Source organism: Rhodococcus sp. CH91 (assembly GCF_022554085.1).
GTDB lineage: Bacteria > Actinomycetota > Actinomycetes > Mycobacteriales > Mycobacteriaceae > Rhodococcus.
Genome location: NZ_JAKFYR010000016.1, coordinates 1 through 13,914, shown reverse-complemented (window position 1 = coordinate 13,914; position 13,914 = coordinate 1). Strand labels below are relative to the sequence as shown.

Sequence of the window (13,914 nt, the reverse complement as noted above, 5' to 3'; positions counted from 1 at the left end):
GCAAAAGAAAAAACAGTCCAGACTGCTTGTAAATTTTCTTCGGAGTCGGGGTGACGAGCTCCCGAAGACGAGAAACGAGCGGGTGGATCCTCCGAGGAGGTCCACCCGCTCGTTCGAAGAAGAGCGTGAACGCCTAGACGAGAAGCTCGGCGATCTGGATCGTGTTCAGAGCGGCACCCTTGCGCAGGTTGTCACCCGAGACGAAGAGCGCGAGACCCCGGCCCTCCGGAACTCCCGGATCCTGACGGATGCGCCCGACGAGCGAGACATCGTCGCCGGCGGCGGCGAGCGGCGTGGGCACATCCACGAGACGGACACCCGGGGCGTTCGCGAGCAGTTCCTGCGCGCGCTCGACCGAGAGCGGACGCTCGAATTCGGCGTTGATCGACAGCGAATGGCCCGTGACGACCGGGACACGCACACACGTACCCGACACGAGCAGCTCCGGCAGGCCCAGGATCTTGCGCGACTCGTTGCGCAGCTTCTGGTCCTCGTCCGTTTCGCCGGAACCGTCGTCGACGAGCGACCCGGCGAGCGGGACCACGTTGAACGCGATGGGCGCGACGTACTTGTCCGGCGCCGGGAAGTCCACGGCGTCGCCGGCGTGAACGAGCTTGTCCGCCTCGTCCGCGACCGCGCGGACCTGGCCGACGAGTTCCTCGACCCCGGCGAGTCCGCTACCGGAGACGGCCTGGTAGCTCGACACGATCAGACGCTGCAGCCCGGCCTCGTCGTGCAGCACCTTGAGTACCGGCATCGCAGCCATGGTCGTGCAGTTCGGGTTGGCGATGATGCCCTTCGGCGGGTTCTTCACCTGCTCCGGGTTGACCTCACTCACCACGAGCGGGACCTCGGGATCCTTGCGCCACGCCGACGAGTTGTCGACGACGATCGCCCCGGCCGCCGCGAACCGCGGTGCCTGCTCCTTGGAGAGGGTGCCACCGGCCGAGAACAGCGCGATGTCGATTCCCTTCAGGTCCTCGTCGGAGGTCGCCGCGACGTCCTCGACCACGATCTCCTCGCCCCGGAACGGCAGCTTCTTCCCGGCCGAGCGGGCCGAGGCGAAGAACCGCACCTTGTCGGCGGGGAAATTACGCTCCTCGAGGAGGGTGCGCATGACGATGCCGACCTGGCCCGTCGCGCCTACTACCGCAACGGTCTTCCCCGTCGCTTCGCTCGCCTGATTGGTGGTCACGATTACCGCCCCGTTCCTGCGTGCACGACGGCCTCTTCGTCGCCGCCGAGCTCGAATGCGTCGTGCAGCGCCCGCACTGCGTCGTCGAGTTCGTTGTCGTCGACCAGCACGGAGATGCGGATCTCCGACGTCGAGATCAGGTCGATGTTGATGCCGGCGTCGGCGAGGGCCTCGCAGAACTTGGCCGTGACACCGGGATGGCTCTTCATGCCCGCACCGACGAGGGAGACCTTGCCGATGTGGTCGTCGAAGAGCACCTGGGTGAAGCCGATCTCACCCTGCTGCTTGGTGAGCAGCTCGACCGCGCGCGGGCCGTCGCTCTTCGGGAGGGTGAAGGTGATATCGGTCTTGCCGGTCTCGACCTTCGAGATGTTCTGCAGCACCATGTCGATGTTGATCTCGGCGTCGGCGACGGCACGGAAGACCTTGGCCGCGTAGCCGGGAGTGTCGGGGATGCCGACGACAGTGATCTTGGCTTCGCTGCGGTCGTGCGCAACGCCGGTGATCAGGGCCTCTTCCACAGGGATGTCCTCCATCGATCCGGACACGATGGTGCCGGGCTTGGTGGTGTACGACGAACGAACGTGCACGGGCACGTTGTAGCGGCGGGCGTACTCCACGCACCGCAGCATGAGAACCTTCGCGCCGCACGCGGCGAGCTCGAGCATCTCCTCGAACGAGACCTTCTCGAGACGCTGCGCGTCCTTGACGATGCGCGGGTCGGCGGTGAACACGCCGTCGACGTCGGTGTAGATCTCGCAGACGTCGGCCTTCAGAGCCGCGGCGAGCGCGACGGCGGTGGTGTCCGAACCGCCACGACCGAGAGTCGTGATGTCCTTGCTGTCCTGGCTCACGCCCTGGAAGCCGGCGACCAGCACGATGCTGCCCTCGTCGAGAGCGGTGCGCACCCGGCCGGGCGTGACGTCGATGATCTTCGCCTTGCCGTGGCTGCCCGTGGTGATCACGCCCGCCTGCGAACCCGTGAACGAGCGGGCCTCGGCGCCGAGGGAATGGATCGCCATCGCGACGAGAGCGTTCGAGATGCGCTCGCCCGAGGTCAGGAGCATGTCCATCTCGCGGGCCGGGGGCACCGGGCACACCTGCTGAGCCAGGTCGAGGAGTTCGTCGGTCGTATCCCCCATCGCGGAGACGACGACCACGACGTCGTGGCCCGCCTTCTTGGTCTCGACGATCCTTTCAGCGACGCGCCGGATCCGCTCGGCCGTCGCGACCGAGGATCCTCCGTACTTCTGGACGACGAGTGCCACGCTGGCCAACCTCCGGGTCTCGGGAAACAAGTCCAGTGGCTCAGCTTACCGACCGCGACTTCCGCCGGTCGTGGCGCGTCACGAAAGTGTCGTGCGCAACAGAGGCGGTGGGGAAGTCGCTACGTCACGGGGTCGGCGGCAGCAGGTTCCCGCCCGGTACGGACACGCCGGCCTCTGTGGGAGGCGCCACTTGGTCGTCGGCAAGGACAGCACGATACACTGCAGGGCATGCAGCGCGCGCTTCTCCTCGGCCGCCGCGGCGGGATCTGACCAGACCGGCTTCCCGTCGCGGGGTTTCGACGCGCCGGTCGATACTCGATCTGGGCCTACAGGTCCCCTCTCTCTTTGGAGTACGTCATGTCACCCGCCGACGCTTTCACCTCCGGCCCGCGCACCATCACACCCCCGAGCAAGCCCGCTCCGGCCGACCAGCCGGCCTGGAACAAGCAGAAGAACTCCTCGATGCCGACCTACCGGTACCGGCCGTTCGCCGAGGAGGTCGAGCCTGTCTCGCTGCCCGATCGCACCTGGCCCGACAAGATCATCGACCGCGCCCCCGCCTGGTGCGCCGTCGACCTGCGTGACGGCAACCAGGCGCTGATCGATCCGATGAGCCCCGCGCGCAAGCGCCGCATGTTCGACCTGCTCGTGCGCATGGGCTACAAGGAGATCGAGGTCGGCTTCCCGTCCGCGAGCCAGACCGACTTCGACTTCGTCCGCGAGATCATCGAGGACGGCGCGATCCCCGACGACGTCACCATCCAGGTGCTGACGCAGTCCCGGCCCGAGCTGATCAAGCGCACCTTCGAGGCCTGCGCCGGCGCGCAGAACGTGATCGTGCACTTCTACAACTCGACGTCGATCCTGCAGCGGCGCGTGGTGTTCCGGGCCGACAAGGAGACGGTGAAGAAGATCGCGACCGACGCCGCCGAACTGGTGCTCGAGGAAGCGAAGAACCACCCCGACACGAACTGGCGCTGGGAGTACTCCCCCGAGTCGTACACGGGAACCGAACTGTCGTACGCCAAGGAAGTCTGCGACGCGGTCGTCGAGACACTCGGCGCGACCCCGGAGAACCCGGTCATCATCAACCTGCCGGCAACGGTCGAGATGGCCACGCCCAATGTCTACGCCGATTCGATCGAGTGGATGCACCGCAACTTGGCGAAGCGCGATTCGATCATCCTGTCGCTGCACCCGCACAACGACCGCGGCACCGGTGTCGCGGCGGCCGAGCTGGGTTACCAGGCCGGCGCCGACCGCATCGAAGGCTGCCTGTTCGGCAACGGCGAGCGCACCGGCAACGTGTGCCTGGTGACCCTGGGCATGAACATGTTCAGCCGTGGCATCGACCCGCAGATCGACTTCTCGAACATCGACGAGATCCGTCGCACCGTCGAGTACTGCAACCAGCTGCCCGTCCCCGAGCGCCATCCCTACGGCGGCGACCTGGTCTACACCGCCTTCTCCGGCAGCCATCAGGACGCGATCAACAAGGGTATGGACGCGATGAAGGTCGACGCGGAGGCCGCCGGCGTCGACGTCGACGACCACACCTGGGCTGTGCCGTACCTGCCCATCGACCCGAAGGACGTCGGCCGCACCTACGAGGCCGTGATCCGCGTGAACTCGCAGTCCGGCAAGGGCGGCATCGCGTACATCATGAAGCAGGACCACGGCCTGAACCTGCCGCGACGCCTGCAGATCGAGTTCTCGCAGGCGGTGCAGAAGGTCACCGACGGCGAAGGTGGCGAGGTCAGCCCCAAGGAGATGTGGGACATCTTCCACGAGGAGTACCTGGCTCCGATCACCCCGCTCGAACGCATCCGGCAGAAGGTCACCGCAGCGGAGACCGACGACGGCGAGGACACCATCTCGGCTGTGCTGAAGGTCGACGGCGTGGAGAAGGAGATCTCCGGTAGCGGCAACGGCCCGCTCGCGGCTTTCGTCGACGCCCTCGAATCGCTGGAGTATCGGGTGGCCGTCCGCGGTTACGCCGAGCACGCCATGTCGGCCGGTGACGACGCCAACGCCGCCGCCTACGTCGAAGCGGACGTCACCCGTCCCGACGGCACGACCGTCCTGGTGTGGGGTGTGGGTATCGCCCCGTCGATCACCACCGCGTCGCTGCGCGCGGTGGTCTCCGCGGTGAACCGCGCCCACCGCTGACCTCCCGCACACGAATGCGGCGGACCCACTCCGGGTCCGCCGCATTCGTCGTTCACGGGAATTTCACCCTCCGAGTCCGTATCCGGGATCGGTATTTCACCCGAAGATCCCCCTTTGCGCGGTTATAGTCGGGTCCGGACGGCGGGAAGGCACGCTCGAAGTCCGCCGGATTCCGGAACCTACTCACGCAGAACAATTCTGCCGGGATCGGAGCGTTCTCATGGAGTTCATGGACATCATCTGGTACATCATCGTGTGCTTCGCATTCATCGCGTACCTGATCATGTTGTGGATGATCATCGGAGATCTGTTCCGCAACCGGGAACAGTCCGGCTGGGTCAAGGCGATCTGGATCTTCTTCCTGTTCGTCTTCCCGTGGCTCACGGGCCTGATCTATCTGATCGTCCACGGTGACGGTATGGCCCGGCGTTCCGCGAGGGAGGCCGCCCAGTTCAAGTCCGCGCAGGACGACTACATCCGATCGGTGGCGGGCAGGTCTCCGGCCGAGCACATCGCCGACGCGAAGAAGCTGCTCGACGAAGGAGTCATCGACCAGACCGAGTTCGAGTCACTGAAGGCGAAAGCCCTGGCCTGACCGGCTTCCACCCGGCGATCGGTCATCCCGACAATGCCCGCGCCGCCGCGGTTCGGAAACTGTCGATCACCGCCCCCACCGCCGGCCTGCGCTGCGCACCCGGCCTCGTCACGAGTTCGTAGATCCGCGCGGCGCGCACCCCTGCCAGCGGCACCCGAACCAGTGCGGGATGCAGCACCGAATAGCGAGGCAGCAGGGCAACCCCGCGACCCGCGGCGACGAGTTCCTCGATCACCCGGAAATCGTTGATACGGTGGACAACTCGCGGCTGCATCCCCGTCACGGCAGCGACGGAGAGCAGGACGTCGTCGACGGGGAAACCGCCTCGCACACTGACCCAGCTCTCCCCCGCGAGTTCGCCGACCCGCACTTCCCGCCGCGACGCGAGCCGATGCCCCGGGGGAAGGACGAGGTCGATAGGTTCGCGCATGAGGGTCTCGACGGACACACGCGGTCCCGTCAGCGGCGCCGACCGCTCGTCGCGGTGGGTGAGCACGACGTCGTAGTCGGCGAGCAGGGCAGGCGCAGCCGAGGCCGGTACGTCCTCGTCGCTCACATCGAGTACGACGCCGGTCTCCTCCACGGAATCGAGAACCGCGGGGAGCAGAAGCGCGGCACCGGACGGGAAGGTGGCGACGCGCACCCTGCCTCGCGGGGAACGGGCGTGGGCCGACATCTCGTCCACGGCCCGGTCGAGGGCGTCGAGAACTTCGTCGGCGCACACCACCAGGGCCCGGCCGGCGTCGGTGAAGCGCAGGCGCCGGCCGTCGGGCTCGAGCAGAGGCACACCTGCCTCCCGCGCAAGCACCTTCAGCTGCTGGGACACCGCCGAGGGTGTCATCGACAGCGCACCTGCGGTGGCGGCGATCGTCTCGCGGTCGGCGAGCTCGCGGAGAATACGCAGACGCGCGACATCCATGTAGAAATGCTACACAGAAGGTTCAGAAACATTCGCTTGTCCTGATCATTCGGTCGGCAAAGAATTGCGAGCATGTCGTTCCGGGATCGCATGCTCGCTCTCACCGTGGTGGCACTGTGGGGATGCAACTTCCTCGCGATCCGGAGCGGCCTCGACCATTTCCCGCCGTTCTTCTTCGCCGGCCTGCGCTTCGCCGTCATCGCGGTACCCGTACTCCTGTTCGTTCCGCGGCCCACCGTGCCCGTGCGCTGGCTCCTCCTCTACGGCGCCGGCTTCGGATTCGGCCAGTTCGCCCTCCTGTTCGCCGCGATGGAGGCCGGCCTCCCCACCGGGCTCGCCTCGCTCGTCCTGCAGTCCTCCGCGCCCTTCACGGTTCTTCTGGCAGCGGTGTTCCTGCGGGAGCGGCTCGGTGGTGTCCGCATCGCGGGGCTGGTTGCCGCCGTCGGCGGAATGACGATCGTGGCGCTCGGCCAGGGCGCCGGGGACGCGAGCCTCGTCCCGATGCTGCTCGCCCTCCTGGCAGGGATGTCCTGGGCCGTGGGCAACATCGCGACCCGCAAGGCCGCGTCGAGGGAACCCATGCGCCTGATGCTGTGGATGTGCGTGATCCCCGTACTCCCCCTGTTCGCGCTCTCGTGGTTCGTGGAGGGTCCCGAAGCGTGGTCCACCCTCGGCACCTCGTTCACGTCCACGGAGGGTTGGCTCGCGCTCGCGGGAATCGCCTACATCGCGCTGGCCGGCACGATCGCCGGCACGGGCATCTACGTCTCTCTGATGTCGCGTTATCCCGCCGCCACCGTCGCTCCGCTCTCGCTCATGGTGCCGGTCGTCGGATTCACCGTAGCGGGGATCACTCTCGGGGAGCGGCCGGCTCCGTCCGCCCTGATCGGCGGTGCGATCGTCGTGCTCGGAGCCCTCATCGCCCAGGGCGCACGCGTCGATGTGACGAGCAGGACGCGCCTCCGGCGACACGACTCCCCCGGGCCTGTGGAACACTCGCCGACGTGGGAACTAGCACCGGAATCACCGCACGTGGACGGCTCGCACTGCGCGCAGCCCGCGCCGCCGCGTGGGCGTCCCAGAAGGCCGGACGCGGCAAAGGCTCGATGATCGGCGGGCTCGTGGCCCTGAAGATCGAGCCGGCACTCATGAAGCAACTCGGTCACGGCCGGCGGACCGTGCTCGTCACCGGCACCAACGGCAAATCGACGACGACCCGCATGACCGCGGCGGCGCTCGAGACGATCGACGCCGTCGTCACGCAGGCCGACGGGGCCAACATGGACGCCGGCATCGTCGCCGCTCTCGCCACCGACCTGAAGGCACCCCTCGCCGCGATCGAGGTCGACGAACTCCACACCCCGCATGTCGCCGACGCGCTCGACCCCCAGGCGATCGTGCTGCTCAATCTCACCCGCGACCAGCTCGACAGGGTGGGCGAGATCAACATGATCGAACGTAAGCTGCGCGAAGGCCTGAAGCGTCACCCCGATGCCGTGATCGTCGCGAACTGCGACGACGTTCTCGTCACCTCGGCCGCCTACGACAATCCGAACGTCGTCTGGGTCGCTGCCGGTGCCGGCTGGGCCAACGATTCGGTGAGCTGCCCCCGCACGGGTGAGCCCATCGTCCGCGAGGGCGACCACTGGTACAGCACCGGTTCCGATTTCGCGCGTCCGAAGCCGGACTGGTGGGTGGACGGCGAGAATCTGTACGGGCCGGACGGTCTCGTGATCCCGATGAAGCTCACCCTGCCCGGCCGCGCGAACCGCGGTAACGCCGCCCAGGCGGTCGCCGCCGCCGTGGCCCTCGGCGCCGATCCGGAGAAGGCCGCCGCGGCGGCCTCGGTCGTGGAAGAGATCGCCGGACGCTACAAGACGGTTCAGGTGGGGCCGCACTCGGTGCACATGCTGCTCGCGAAGAATCCCGCCGGCTGGCAGGAAGCCCTGTCGATGATCGATCCGACCGTCGACGGTCTGGTCATCGCCGTCAACGGCCAGGTACCGGACGGCGAAGACCTCTCGTGGCTGTGGGATGTCCGGTTCGAACATTTCGAAGGTGTGCAGGTGGTCGCGGCGGGTGAGCGCGGCACCGATCTCGCCGTCCGCCTCACCTATGCCGGAGTCGAGCACACCCTGGTTCCGGACCCCCTGAAGGCCATCGCCTCGTGCCCTCCCGGCCGCGTGGAGGTGCTCGCCAACTACACCGCGTTCCGCGATCTCAATACCGCCATCGCCAGGAGAGCTGCCCATGCCTGAGTCGACCGTCCGCATCGGACTCGTCCTGCCCGACGTGATGGGCACCTACGGCGACGGAGGAAACGCCCTGGTGCTGCGACAGCGCCTACGGATGCGTGGTCACGACGCCGAGGTCGTCGAGATCGGTCTGGGCGATCCTGTCCCCGAGTCCCTCGACCTGTACACGCTCGGCGGCGCCGAGGACGCCGCCCAGCGATTGGCCACCCGCCATCTGCTGCGCTATCCGGGACTGCAGCGCGCGGCCGAGCGCGGAGCCCCCGTGCTCGCCATCTGCGCTGCCATCCAGGTGCTCGGTCACTGGTACGAGACGTCCTCGGGCGAGCGCGTGGACGGGGTGGGCATGCTCGACGCCACCACCTCGCCTCAGCGCACCCGTGCGATCGGCGAGATCGTCATCCGGCCCACCCTCGCCGGGCTCAGCCGGCCCCTGACCGGATTCGAGAACCACCGCGGTGGAACGACTCTCGGATCCGAGGCGACCGGACTCGGCCGCGTGGACCGGGGCGTCGGCAACGGTGTCGGTGACGGCCTCGAGGGCGCCGTGCAGGGATCGGTGATCGGTACCTATCTGCACGGCCCGGTACTGGCCCGCAATCCCGAACTCGCCGACCATCTTCTGGCCCGCGCCCTGGGAGTGGACTCGCTGCCCCCGCTGGATCTTCCCGAGGTGGAGCTGCTGAGACAGGAACGGTTGCGCGCCTGAGCTCTCAGTTGCGGGCCGCGACGTGCTCGCGCACCAGACGTGCCAGTTCTTCGGGTTCCTCGTCCGGTATCCAGTGGCTCGTGCCGGCCAGGGTTTCCGCCCGGTACGGGCCGCTCACGTAGCGATGGGTCGCCTCGACGCCCGCCGGCCCGATCGCGATGTCGTTGTCGCTCCACACCATGAGGGTGGGCACGGTGACGGTCTTCATCGTCGCCCGCACGTTCGCCAGGGGCACCGCGCGGTACCAGTGCACCCCGCCGCGGACCGCCGCCGGATCCGCCAGGCGCGCGGCGTCGCGTTCGGCCGCCGCGGACGGCTGGCCGGTGCGGCGCAGCACTGCGGACGCGAACATCTTGTTGCTCAACAGGATCTCCGGGATCCAGGGCAACTGGAACGCGAGGATGTACCACGAGCGGAGCAACTGCATACTCGTGCCGAAGGAGCGCAGGAAAGCCGCCGGGTGCGGAACCGACACCGCCGTCATGCTGTGCACGAGATCGGGCCGATGCGCTGCGAGCGCCCAGGCGACGAGCGCTCCCCAATCGTGGCCGACGACGTGCGCGCGCCCGCCCGGCACCGAGTCGACGAGCGCCACGACATCGTCCACGAGGAGGTCGATGCGATAGTCACGACGACGGGCCGGGCGTGCGCCGGGCGAGTAGCCACGCTGGTCGAGGGCGAGAGTGCGGTAACCCGCCGCATGCAGGTGAGGGGCGACCTCGTTCCAGGAACGCGAGTCCTGAGGAAATCCGTGGAGCAGGACGATCGGCTCACCGTCCAGCGGGCCTTCGTCGCGCACGTCCAGTCGCAGACCGTCCCGCTCGACGGTCGTGATGCGATCCCCCATCCACTTCCCCTTCCCGGCCGCCCTGCACCCTCACGGTGAGGTCGTTCCCACGGAATCTACCCTCGGGCCGGGGGTTCGGGTGTGCGTTCCCCGGCGCAGCGATCGGTCACAGATATTCGAGAGGGAACCCCAGTGTGGCCCAATCGTGCAGGCCACCCCGGTAATAGGCCAGCGCGGACGGCGGATATCCGGCGTCGATCAGTTGCCGGATCGCGTCGGGCGACTGCGGGCACTGGGGACCGTTGCAGAAGACGATCGTCGTGCGGTCGGTGTCGAGTTCGCCCTTCCGCGCGACGATGTCGTCGTGGGGGATGTTCACGGCACCGGGAATGGTCACCCCGCTCCGGGAATCGGGGACCCTCGTGTCCACGAGCACCGCACCCTCACCGAGCATCTCGACGACTTCGAGCTCTCCGACGGTCGCGACACCCTCCGCCGCGCGCAGAGGTTGCACCTTCCCCCAGGTGGTCTCCACGACCATGCGGTCGGCTTCGCCCTCCGCCGGCCGCGGGACGTTCTGCGGGTCGTCGTCGCGCGTACGTTCGGCTCGCCGGAACTTCTGATCGCTCCTCACGATCGGGACTCTACGGGAGCGTGGCCGCCCCCGGACCGTTCGCCGCGGGAGGTGGCGCCTTTCACTGTGTCCGGGACGTCCACTGCTTCTGGGCGAGGATCGCCGTACCCATCCAGCGACGCAGATACCGGCGCAGTTCGTCGTCCGAGCGCGGTGGAGTTCCCGGCGAGACGAAGAACGACTGCATCGTGCGCAGCACGTATTCGACCAGTTCGGCGAGCGAGTCGTCGTCGTAGCCGTGGCCCTCCCAGTCCACATCGAATCGCTTGATCATCGCCATCCCGAACATCCACGCCTCCTCGGAGGCGATCGCTTCGGGATGCGGATTCGAATAGCTGCTCGACAGCAGCAGTCCGAGATGCGGGGTGCGACGTACCTCGGCGAGGGTGTAGACGACCCCTTCGGTCATGGCGTCGACCGGATCGTCGAGCCCGGCGACCTGCCGGGTCAGCCGCTCGAGGAAATCCTCGACCGACGCGATCGCAGCGGCGCGCATCAAGGCGTCGGCGCTCGGGAAGTAGCGGTACACCGTCTGGCGGATCACTCCCAGGGACTGGGCGACATCGGCGATGCTGATCTCGGCGCCGGTCCGGCCGATCAGCTCGACCGCAGCGGCGACGATCCGCTGCGCTGCTTCCTCGTCGTCGGCAGGAGGACTCCCGCCCCACCCACGTCTGCGCGCCACGTCTGCTTCCTCGAACGGTCGAAAGAAAGCCCGACGGTAACACGCACGGTCTTCGCGGATGACCTCCGGAACGGCTCCCTCGAGCAGATGAGACACCTATCATACACCTATCGCATTTCGTGTATGGTCACGCCCGACCGAGGCCTCCCGCTCCTCCGAGGCCAGCTCCATCCGTGTCCCGGCCCGGCCGGCCGGCGCCGACGAGACGAGGTAGCCCATGACGAACCTGCAGGTCCGCAAGATGCGTTTCGCGTTCGCGGATCACGACGTGCCGTTCCTCTGGAACGAGGAGAATCCCGCCTTCTCGAGCATGGCCAACGCCGTCTCGTTCCTCGCGATCGGTTTCGAGAAGATGATCGTGAACCTGATCCGCGAGATCACCCCGCGCATCACCGATCCGGAGATCCTCGAGGAAGCGAACGCTTTCATGTACCAGGAGGGTCAGCACTCGACGGCACACCGCCAGCACGTCAAAGCCCTGATCAAGCGTTATCCCGGCTTGCAGGAGACCCTCGACGACGTGATCGGCGCGTTCGACACGCTCACCGCCGAGACGCCGGCGGAATACCGGCTCGCGTACACCGCGGATCTCGAGGCGACCTTCACTCCCGTCTTCAAACTCATGCTCGACAACGAGGCCGCACTGTTCCGTCCCGGCGACGACCGGGTCGCCTCACTGTTCATCTGGCACTTCGTCGAGGAGGTGGAGCACCGCAGTTCCGCGCTCATCATCTTCGATGCCGTCGTCGGCAGCGATCGCTATCGCATGCGCCAGGCCCCGTCGGTCTTCCGGCACGTCCTCGACGTCATCGCCATCGCGTGCGAGGGTTTCAACAAGCACGTCCCCCTCGAGGACCGGAAGATCGACGCGATGTCGATGTTCGCGTCCTACCGGCGCAAACAGCACCTGCGGCGCCGACTGCCGTTCCTGCAGTACGAGGATCACGGCCCGATGCCGCGCGCGTTCGACGTCCTGCCGCTCGGTGAGCAACTCGTCGCCCTGGTGGGAGTCGTCCGCAGTCAGCTCCCCAAGCACAATCCCGACCACGAGAAACTGCCGGCGCTGGCCGACGTGTGGTTCCGGCGATTCGACGAGGGTTACGACGTCTCGCACTGGTACACCGCGGAAACCGTGGCCGGGAGGAACAACTGATGTCCGACCTGTGCTCTCCCACCTTCGAGGACCTCGCCGGCCGACTCGGATTCTCGTGCGAGGAAGCCGGCGGGATCTTCGAACTGCGCAGCCCGTTCGCGCTGGAGAACTGGACCCTACCCGTCCTCGAGGCGACCATCGTGCTCGGCGCCGTGCTGATGCTGGTGCACGCGATCGTCCGGCTCCGGCGGACCGGTGACGCCACCAACCTCGTCGTGTGGCTCGGCACCCTCGCGTTCCTGTTCATCATCGAACCGCTGCTGTACTTCCCGGACGCCTTCGGTGTCGAGGAGTACATCGATACGATGTTCGCGCACAACGTGTTCACCGTCGAATTCCTGTGGGGACGTCTGCCGCTGTACATCATCGCCATCTATCCGCTGATGGCGACCATCGCGTTCGAGATCGTCCGGATGCTGGGTGTCTTCCACCGATACGGAACCTTCGTCGGTGCAGCCTGTGTGGGCTTCGTCCACCACGCCTTCTACGAGATCTTCGATCATCTCGGCCCGCAGTTGCGGTGGTGGGAATGGTCGCTGGACAACCCGATCAATCAGCCCTTCTTCGACTCCGTTCCGCTCCCGAGTGTCGTGGTCTTCGCCGCCCTGTGGCCGATGTCCCTCGCGTTCTGTGCCCAGTTCTTCGTCGGCCGGCACATCGATGCCGGTCGCCGTTTCAACGGCATCGAACTGACCTGGCGCACCATTGTGGTCGGCCTGCTCGCGTCGGTGGGCACCGTGGTGCTCCCGGCACCGGCGACCGTCATCGGCATGGGCAGCACCACGGTGCGCGCGACGATCTACGCCGCCGAACTCGCGATCCTGTCGATCGTCGCGCTCCATGTGCTCTCACGCCAATGGGTGCGCTTGCGCAGCAACGGCTCCGAGCGTCCCTATTCCAACGACCTCGTCCGCTGGTACGCCCTCGTCTATCTCGTCGTGATGGCCGTGCTGTGGATCGGTGCGCTGCCCGACTACTTCGCCGCCGTCGATGGGGTCACCGAGAACGGCGACCCCATCGGCAACCTGTGGTACACCCTGGCGTGCTTCGTCGTCGCGATCGCATGTGTGGCTGCGACCTTCACCGTTCCGCGCCCTCAGCCGGCAGGTAGCGACGACATCCCTTCGAGGACGCTCGCCGGGGCGTAGTTCGCCCAGCCGGTGCCCGGCCAGTTGAACCACCCCGACGACGCGAGGACGCCGCCGTCGGGGTGGAGGGTCGTCCCGGTGACGAACGACGACAACCCGGATGCGAGGAACACCACGCAGTTCGAGACATCGTGGACGTGCCCCACACGTCCCATCGGAATCGCGATCCCGGCACTGGTGGCGTCGGCCAGAGCATGCTCCCCGACTGCGAGTTTCTCCAGTCCGGGAGTGGGCACGAAATCGGGAGCGACGTTGTTCACCCGGATCCCGTACGGCGCCACCTCCACGGAGAGAGTTCGGGCGAACTGCTCGACGGCCGCCTTCGCCGCGGAGTAGACCGCATAGCCCGGTGCGGCCCGGGGCGGATTCAACCGGTCGATGCAACACCGCGTTGTTGGAG

The 13,914-nt window shown here is 67.2% G+C and carries 14 protein-coding genes; 7 read left to right on the top strand and 7 right to left on the bottom strand.

The annotated features are described in order from the left end of the window. Positions 1 to 133: 133 nt before the first annotated feature. Both MOM01_RS21605 and MOM01_RS21600 read right to left on the bottom strand, forming a co-directional pair. The gene (locus MOM01_RS21605) at positions 134 to 1,195 is read right to left on the bottom strand and encodes an aspartate-semialdehyde dehydrogenase (RefSeq protein WP_308197025.1); all 1,062 of its coding nucleotides are present in this window, start codon (positions 1,193 to 1,195) and stop codon (positions 134 to 136) included. A 2-nt stretch (positions 1,196 to 1,197) separates the two neighbouring features. Beyond that, positions 1,198 to 2,463 (bottom strand): aspartate kinase, encoded by a 1,266-nt coding sequence (locus MOM01_RS21600; RefSeq protein WP_241387502.1) that lies wholly within the window; start codon positions 2,461 to 2,463, stop codon positions 1,198 to 1,200. A 357-nt stretch (positions 2,464 to 2,820) separates the two neighbouring features. On the opposite strand from MOM01_RS21600, the gene leuA reads away from it, so the two are divergent. Both leuA and MOM01_RS21590 read left to right on the top strand, forming a co-directional pair. Beyond that, on the top strand, positions 2,821 to 4,632 hold the full coding sequence (gene leuA / locus MOM01_RS21595) for a 2-isopropylmalate synthase (protein WP_241387501.1): 1,812 nt from the start codon (positions 2,821 to 2,823) through the stop codon (positions 4,630 to 4,632). Between the two features lie 220 nt (positions 4,633 to 4,852). Further along, positions 4,853 to 5,227, top strand: a complete 375-nt coding sequence (locus tag MOM01_RS21590; RefSeq protein WP_241387500.1) for an SHOCT domain-containing protein — start codon at positions 4,853 to 4,855, stop codon at positions 5,225 to 5,227. A gap of 22 nt (positions 5,228 to 5,249) precedes the next feature. Here the strand turns inward: MOM01_RS21590 and MOM01_RS21585 are convergent, their stop codons facing one another. Beyond that, a complete protein-coding gene (locus MOM01_RS21585) occupies positions 5,250 to 6,146 on the bottom strand; it encodes a LysR family transcriptional regulator (RefSeq protein WP_241387499.1) in 897 nt (298 codons plus the stop codon). 72 nt (positions 6,147 to 6,218) lie between these two features. On the opposite strand from MOM01_RS21585, the gene MOM01_RS21580 reads away from it, so the two are divergent. Genes MOM01_RS21580 through MOM01_RS21570 form a run of 3 tightly spaced genes read left to right on the top strand, consistent with a single transcriptional unit; the run spans position 6,219 to position 9,107 of the window. After that, complete coding sequence (locus tag MOM01_RS21580) at positions 6,219 to 7,256, top strand: EamA family transporter (protein WP_241387498.1); 1,038 nt, start codon at positions 6,219 to 6,221, stop codon at positions 7,254 to 7,256. Further along, positions 7,151 to 8,404 (top strand): Mur ligase family protein, encoded by a 1,254-nt coding sequence (locus tag MOM01_RS21575; RefSeq protein WP_241387497.1) that lies wholly within the window; start codon positions 7,151 to 7,153, stop codon positions 8,402 to 8,404. The genes MOM01_RS21580 and MOM01_RS21575 overlap by 106 nt, the downstream gene beginning before the upstream one ends. Then, positions 8,397 to 9,107: a type 1 glutamine amidotransferase gene (locus MOM01_RS21570; RefSeq protein WP_241387496.1), complete on the top strand. Its 711-nt coding sequence runs from the start codon at positions 8,397 to 8,399 to the stop codon at positions 9,105 to 9,107. The genes MOM01_RS21575 and MOM01_RS21570 overlap by 8 nt, the downstream gene beginning before the upstream one ends. 4 nt (positions 9,108 to 9,111) lie before the next feature. On the opposite strand, the gene MOM01_RS21565 is transcribed toward MOM01_RS21570, so the two are convergent. From MOM01_RS21565 to MOM01_RS21555, 3 genes are all read right to left on the bottom strand, one after another. Next, a complete protein-coding gene (locus MOM01_RS21565; protein WP_241387495.1) occupies positions 9,112 to 9,954 on the bottom strand; it encodes an alpha/beta fold hydrolase in 843 nt (280 codons plus the stop codon). A 106-nt stretch (positions 9,955 to 10,060) separates the two neighbouring features. Next, positions 10,061 to 10,531, bottom strand: a complete 471-nt coding sequence (locus MOM01_RS21560) for a rhodanese-like domain-containing protein (protein ID WP_374112358.1) — start codon at positions 10,529 to 10,531, stop codon at positions 10,061 to 10,063. 58 nt (positions 10,532 to 10,589) lie between these two features. Then, positions 10,590 to 11,213 carry a TetR/AcrR family transcriptional regulator gene (locus tag MOM01_RS21555; RefSeq protein WP_241387493.1) on the bottom strand — a complete coding sequence of 208 codons (624 nt, stop codon included), beginning with the start codon at positions 11,211 to 11,213 and terminating at the stop codon, positions 10,590 to 10,592. Positions 11,214 to 11,430: 217 nt separating this feature from the next. On the opposite strand from MOM01_RS21555, the gene MOM01_RS21550 reads away from it, so the two are divergent. Both MOM01_RS21550 and MOM01_RS21545 read left to right on the top strand, forming a co-directional pair. After that, complete coding sequence (locus tag MOM01_RS21550; protein WP_241387492.1) at positions 11,431 to 12,366, top strand: metal-dependent hydrolase; 936 nt, start codon at positions 11,431 to 11,433, stop codon at positions 12,364 to 12,366. Next, a complete protein-coding gene (locus MOM01_RS21545) occupies positions 12,366 to 13,514 on the top strand; it encodes a DUF7802 domain-containing protein (protein ID WP_241387491.1) in 1,149 nt (382 codons plus the stop codon). The genes MOM01_RS21550 and MOM01_RS21545 overlap by 1 nt, the downstream gene beginning before the upstream one ends. On the opposite strand, the gene MOM01_RS21540 is transcribed toward MOM01_RS21545, so the two are convergent. Next, positions 13,463 to 13,885: an SDR family NAD(P)-dependent oxidoreductase gene (locus tag MOM01_RS21540; protein ID WP_241387490.1), complete on the bottom strand. Its 423-nt coding sequence runs from the start codon at positions 13,883 to 13,885 to the stop codon at positions 13,463 to 13,465. The two genes, MOM01_RS21545 and MOM01_RS21540, sit on opposite strands and share 52 nt — an antisense overlap. Positions 13,886 to 13,914 lie beyond the last annotated feature (29 nt).

Bases quoted from the DNA above. Each gene is read 5' to 3' on its own strand.
- MOM01_RS21590 (WP_241387500.1), top strand. From the start codon at position 4,853: ATGGAGTTCATGGACATCATCTGGTACATCATCGTGTGCTTCGCATTC.
- MOM01_RS21570 (WP_241387496.1), top strand. From the start codon at position 8,397: ATGCCTGAGTCGACCGTCCGCATCGGACTCGTCCTGCCCGACGTGATG.
- MOM01_RS21580 (WP_241387498.1), top strand. From the start codon at position 6,219: ATGTCGTTCCGGGATCGCATGCTCGCTCTCACCGTGGTGGCACTGTGG.
- MOM01_RS21550 (WP_241387492.1), top strand. From the start codon at position 11,431: ATGACGAACCTGCAGGTCCGCAAGATGCGTTTCGCGTTCGCGGATCAC.
- MOM01_RS21545 (WP_241387491.1), top strand. From the start codon at position 12,366: ATGTCCGACCTGTGCTCTCCCACCTTCGAGGACCTCGCCGGCCGACTC.
- MOM01_RS21585 (WP_241387499.1), bottom strand. From the start codon at position 6,146: ATGGATGTCGCGCGTCTGCGTATTCTCCGCGAGCTCGCCGACCGCGAG.
- leuA (WP_241387501.1), top strand. From the start codon at position 2,821: ATGTCACCCGCCGACGCTTTCACCTCCGGCCCGCGCACCATCACACCC.
- MOM01_RS21565 (WP_241387495.1), bottom strand. From the start codon at position 9,954: ATGGGGGATCGCATCACGACCGTCGAGCGGGACGGTCTGCGACTGGAC.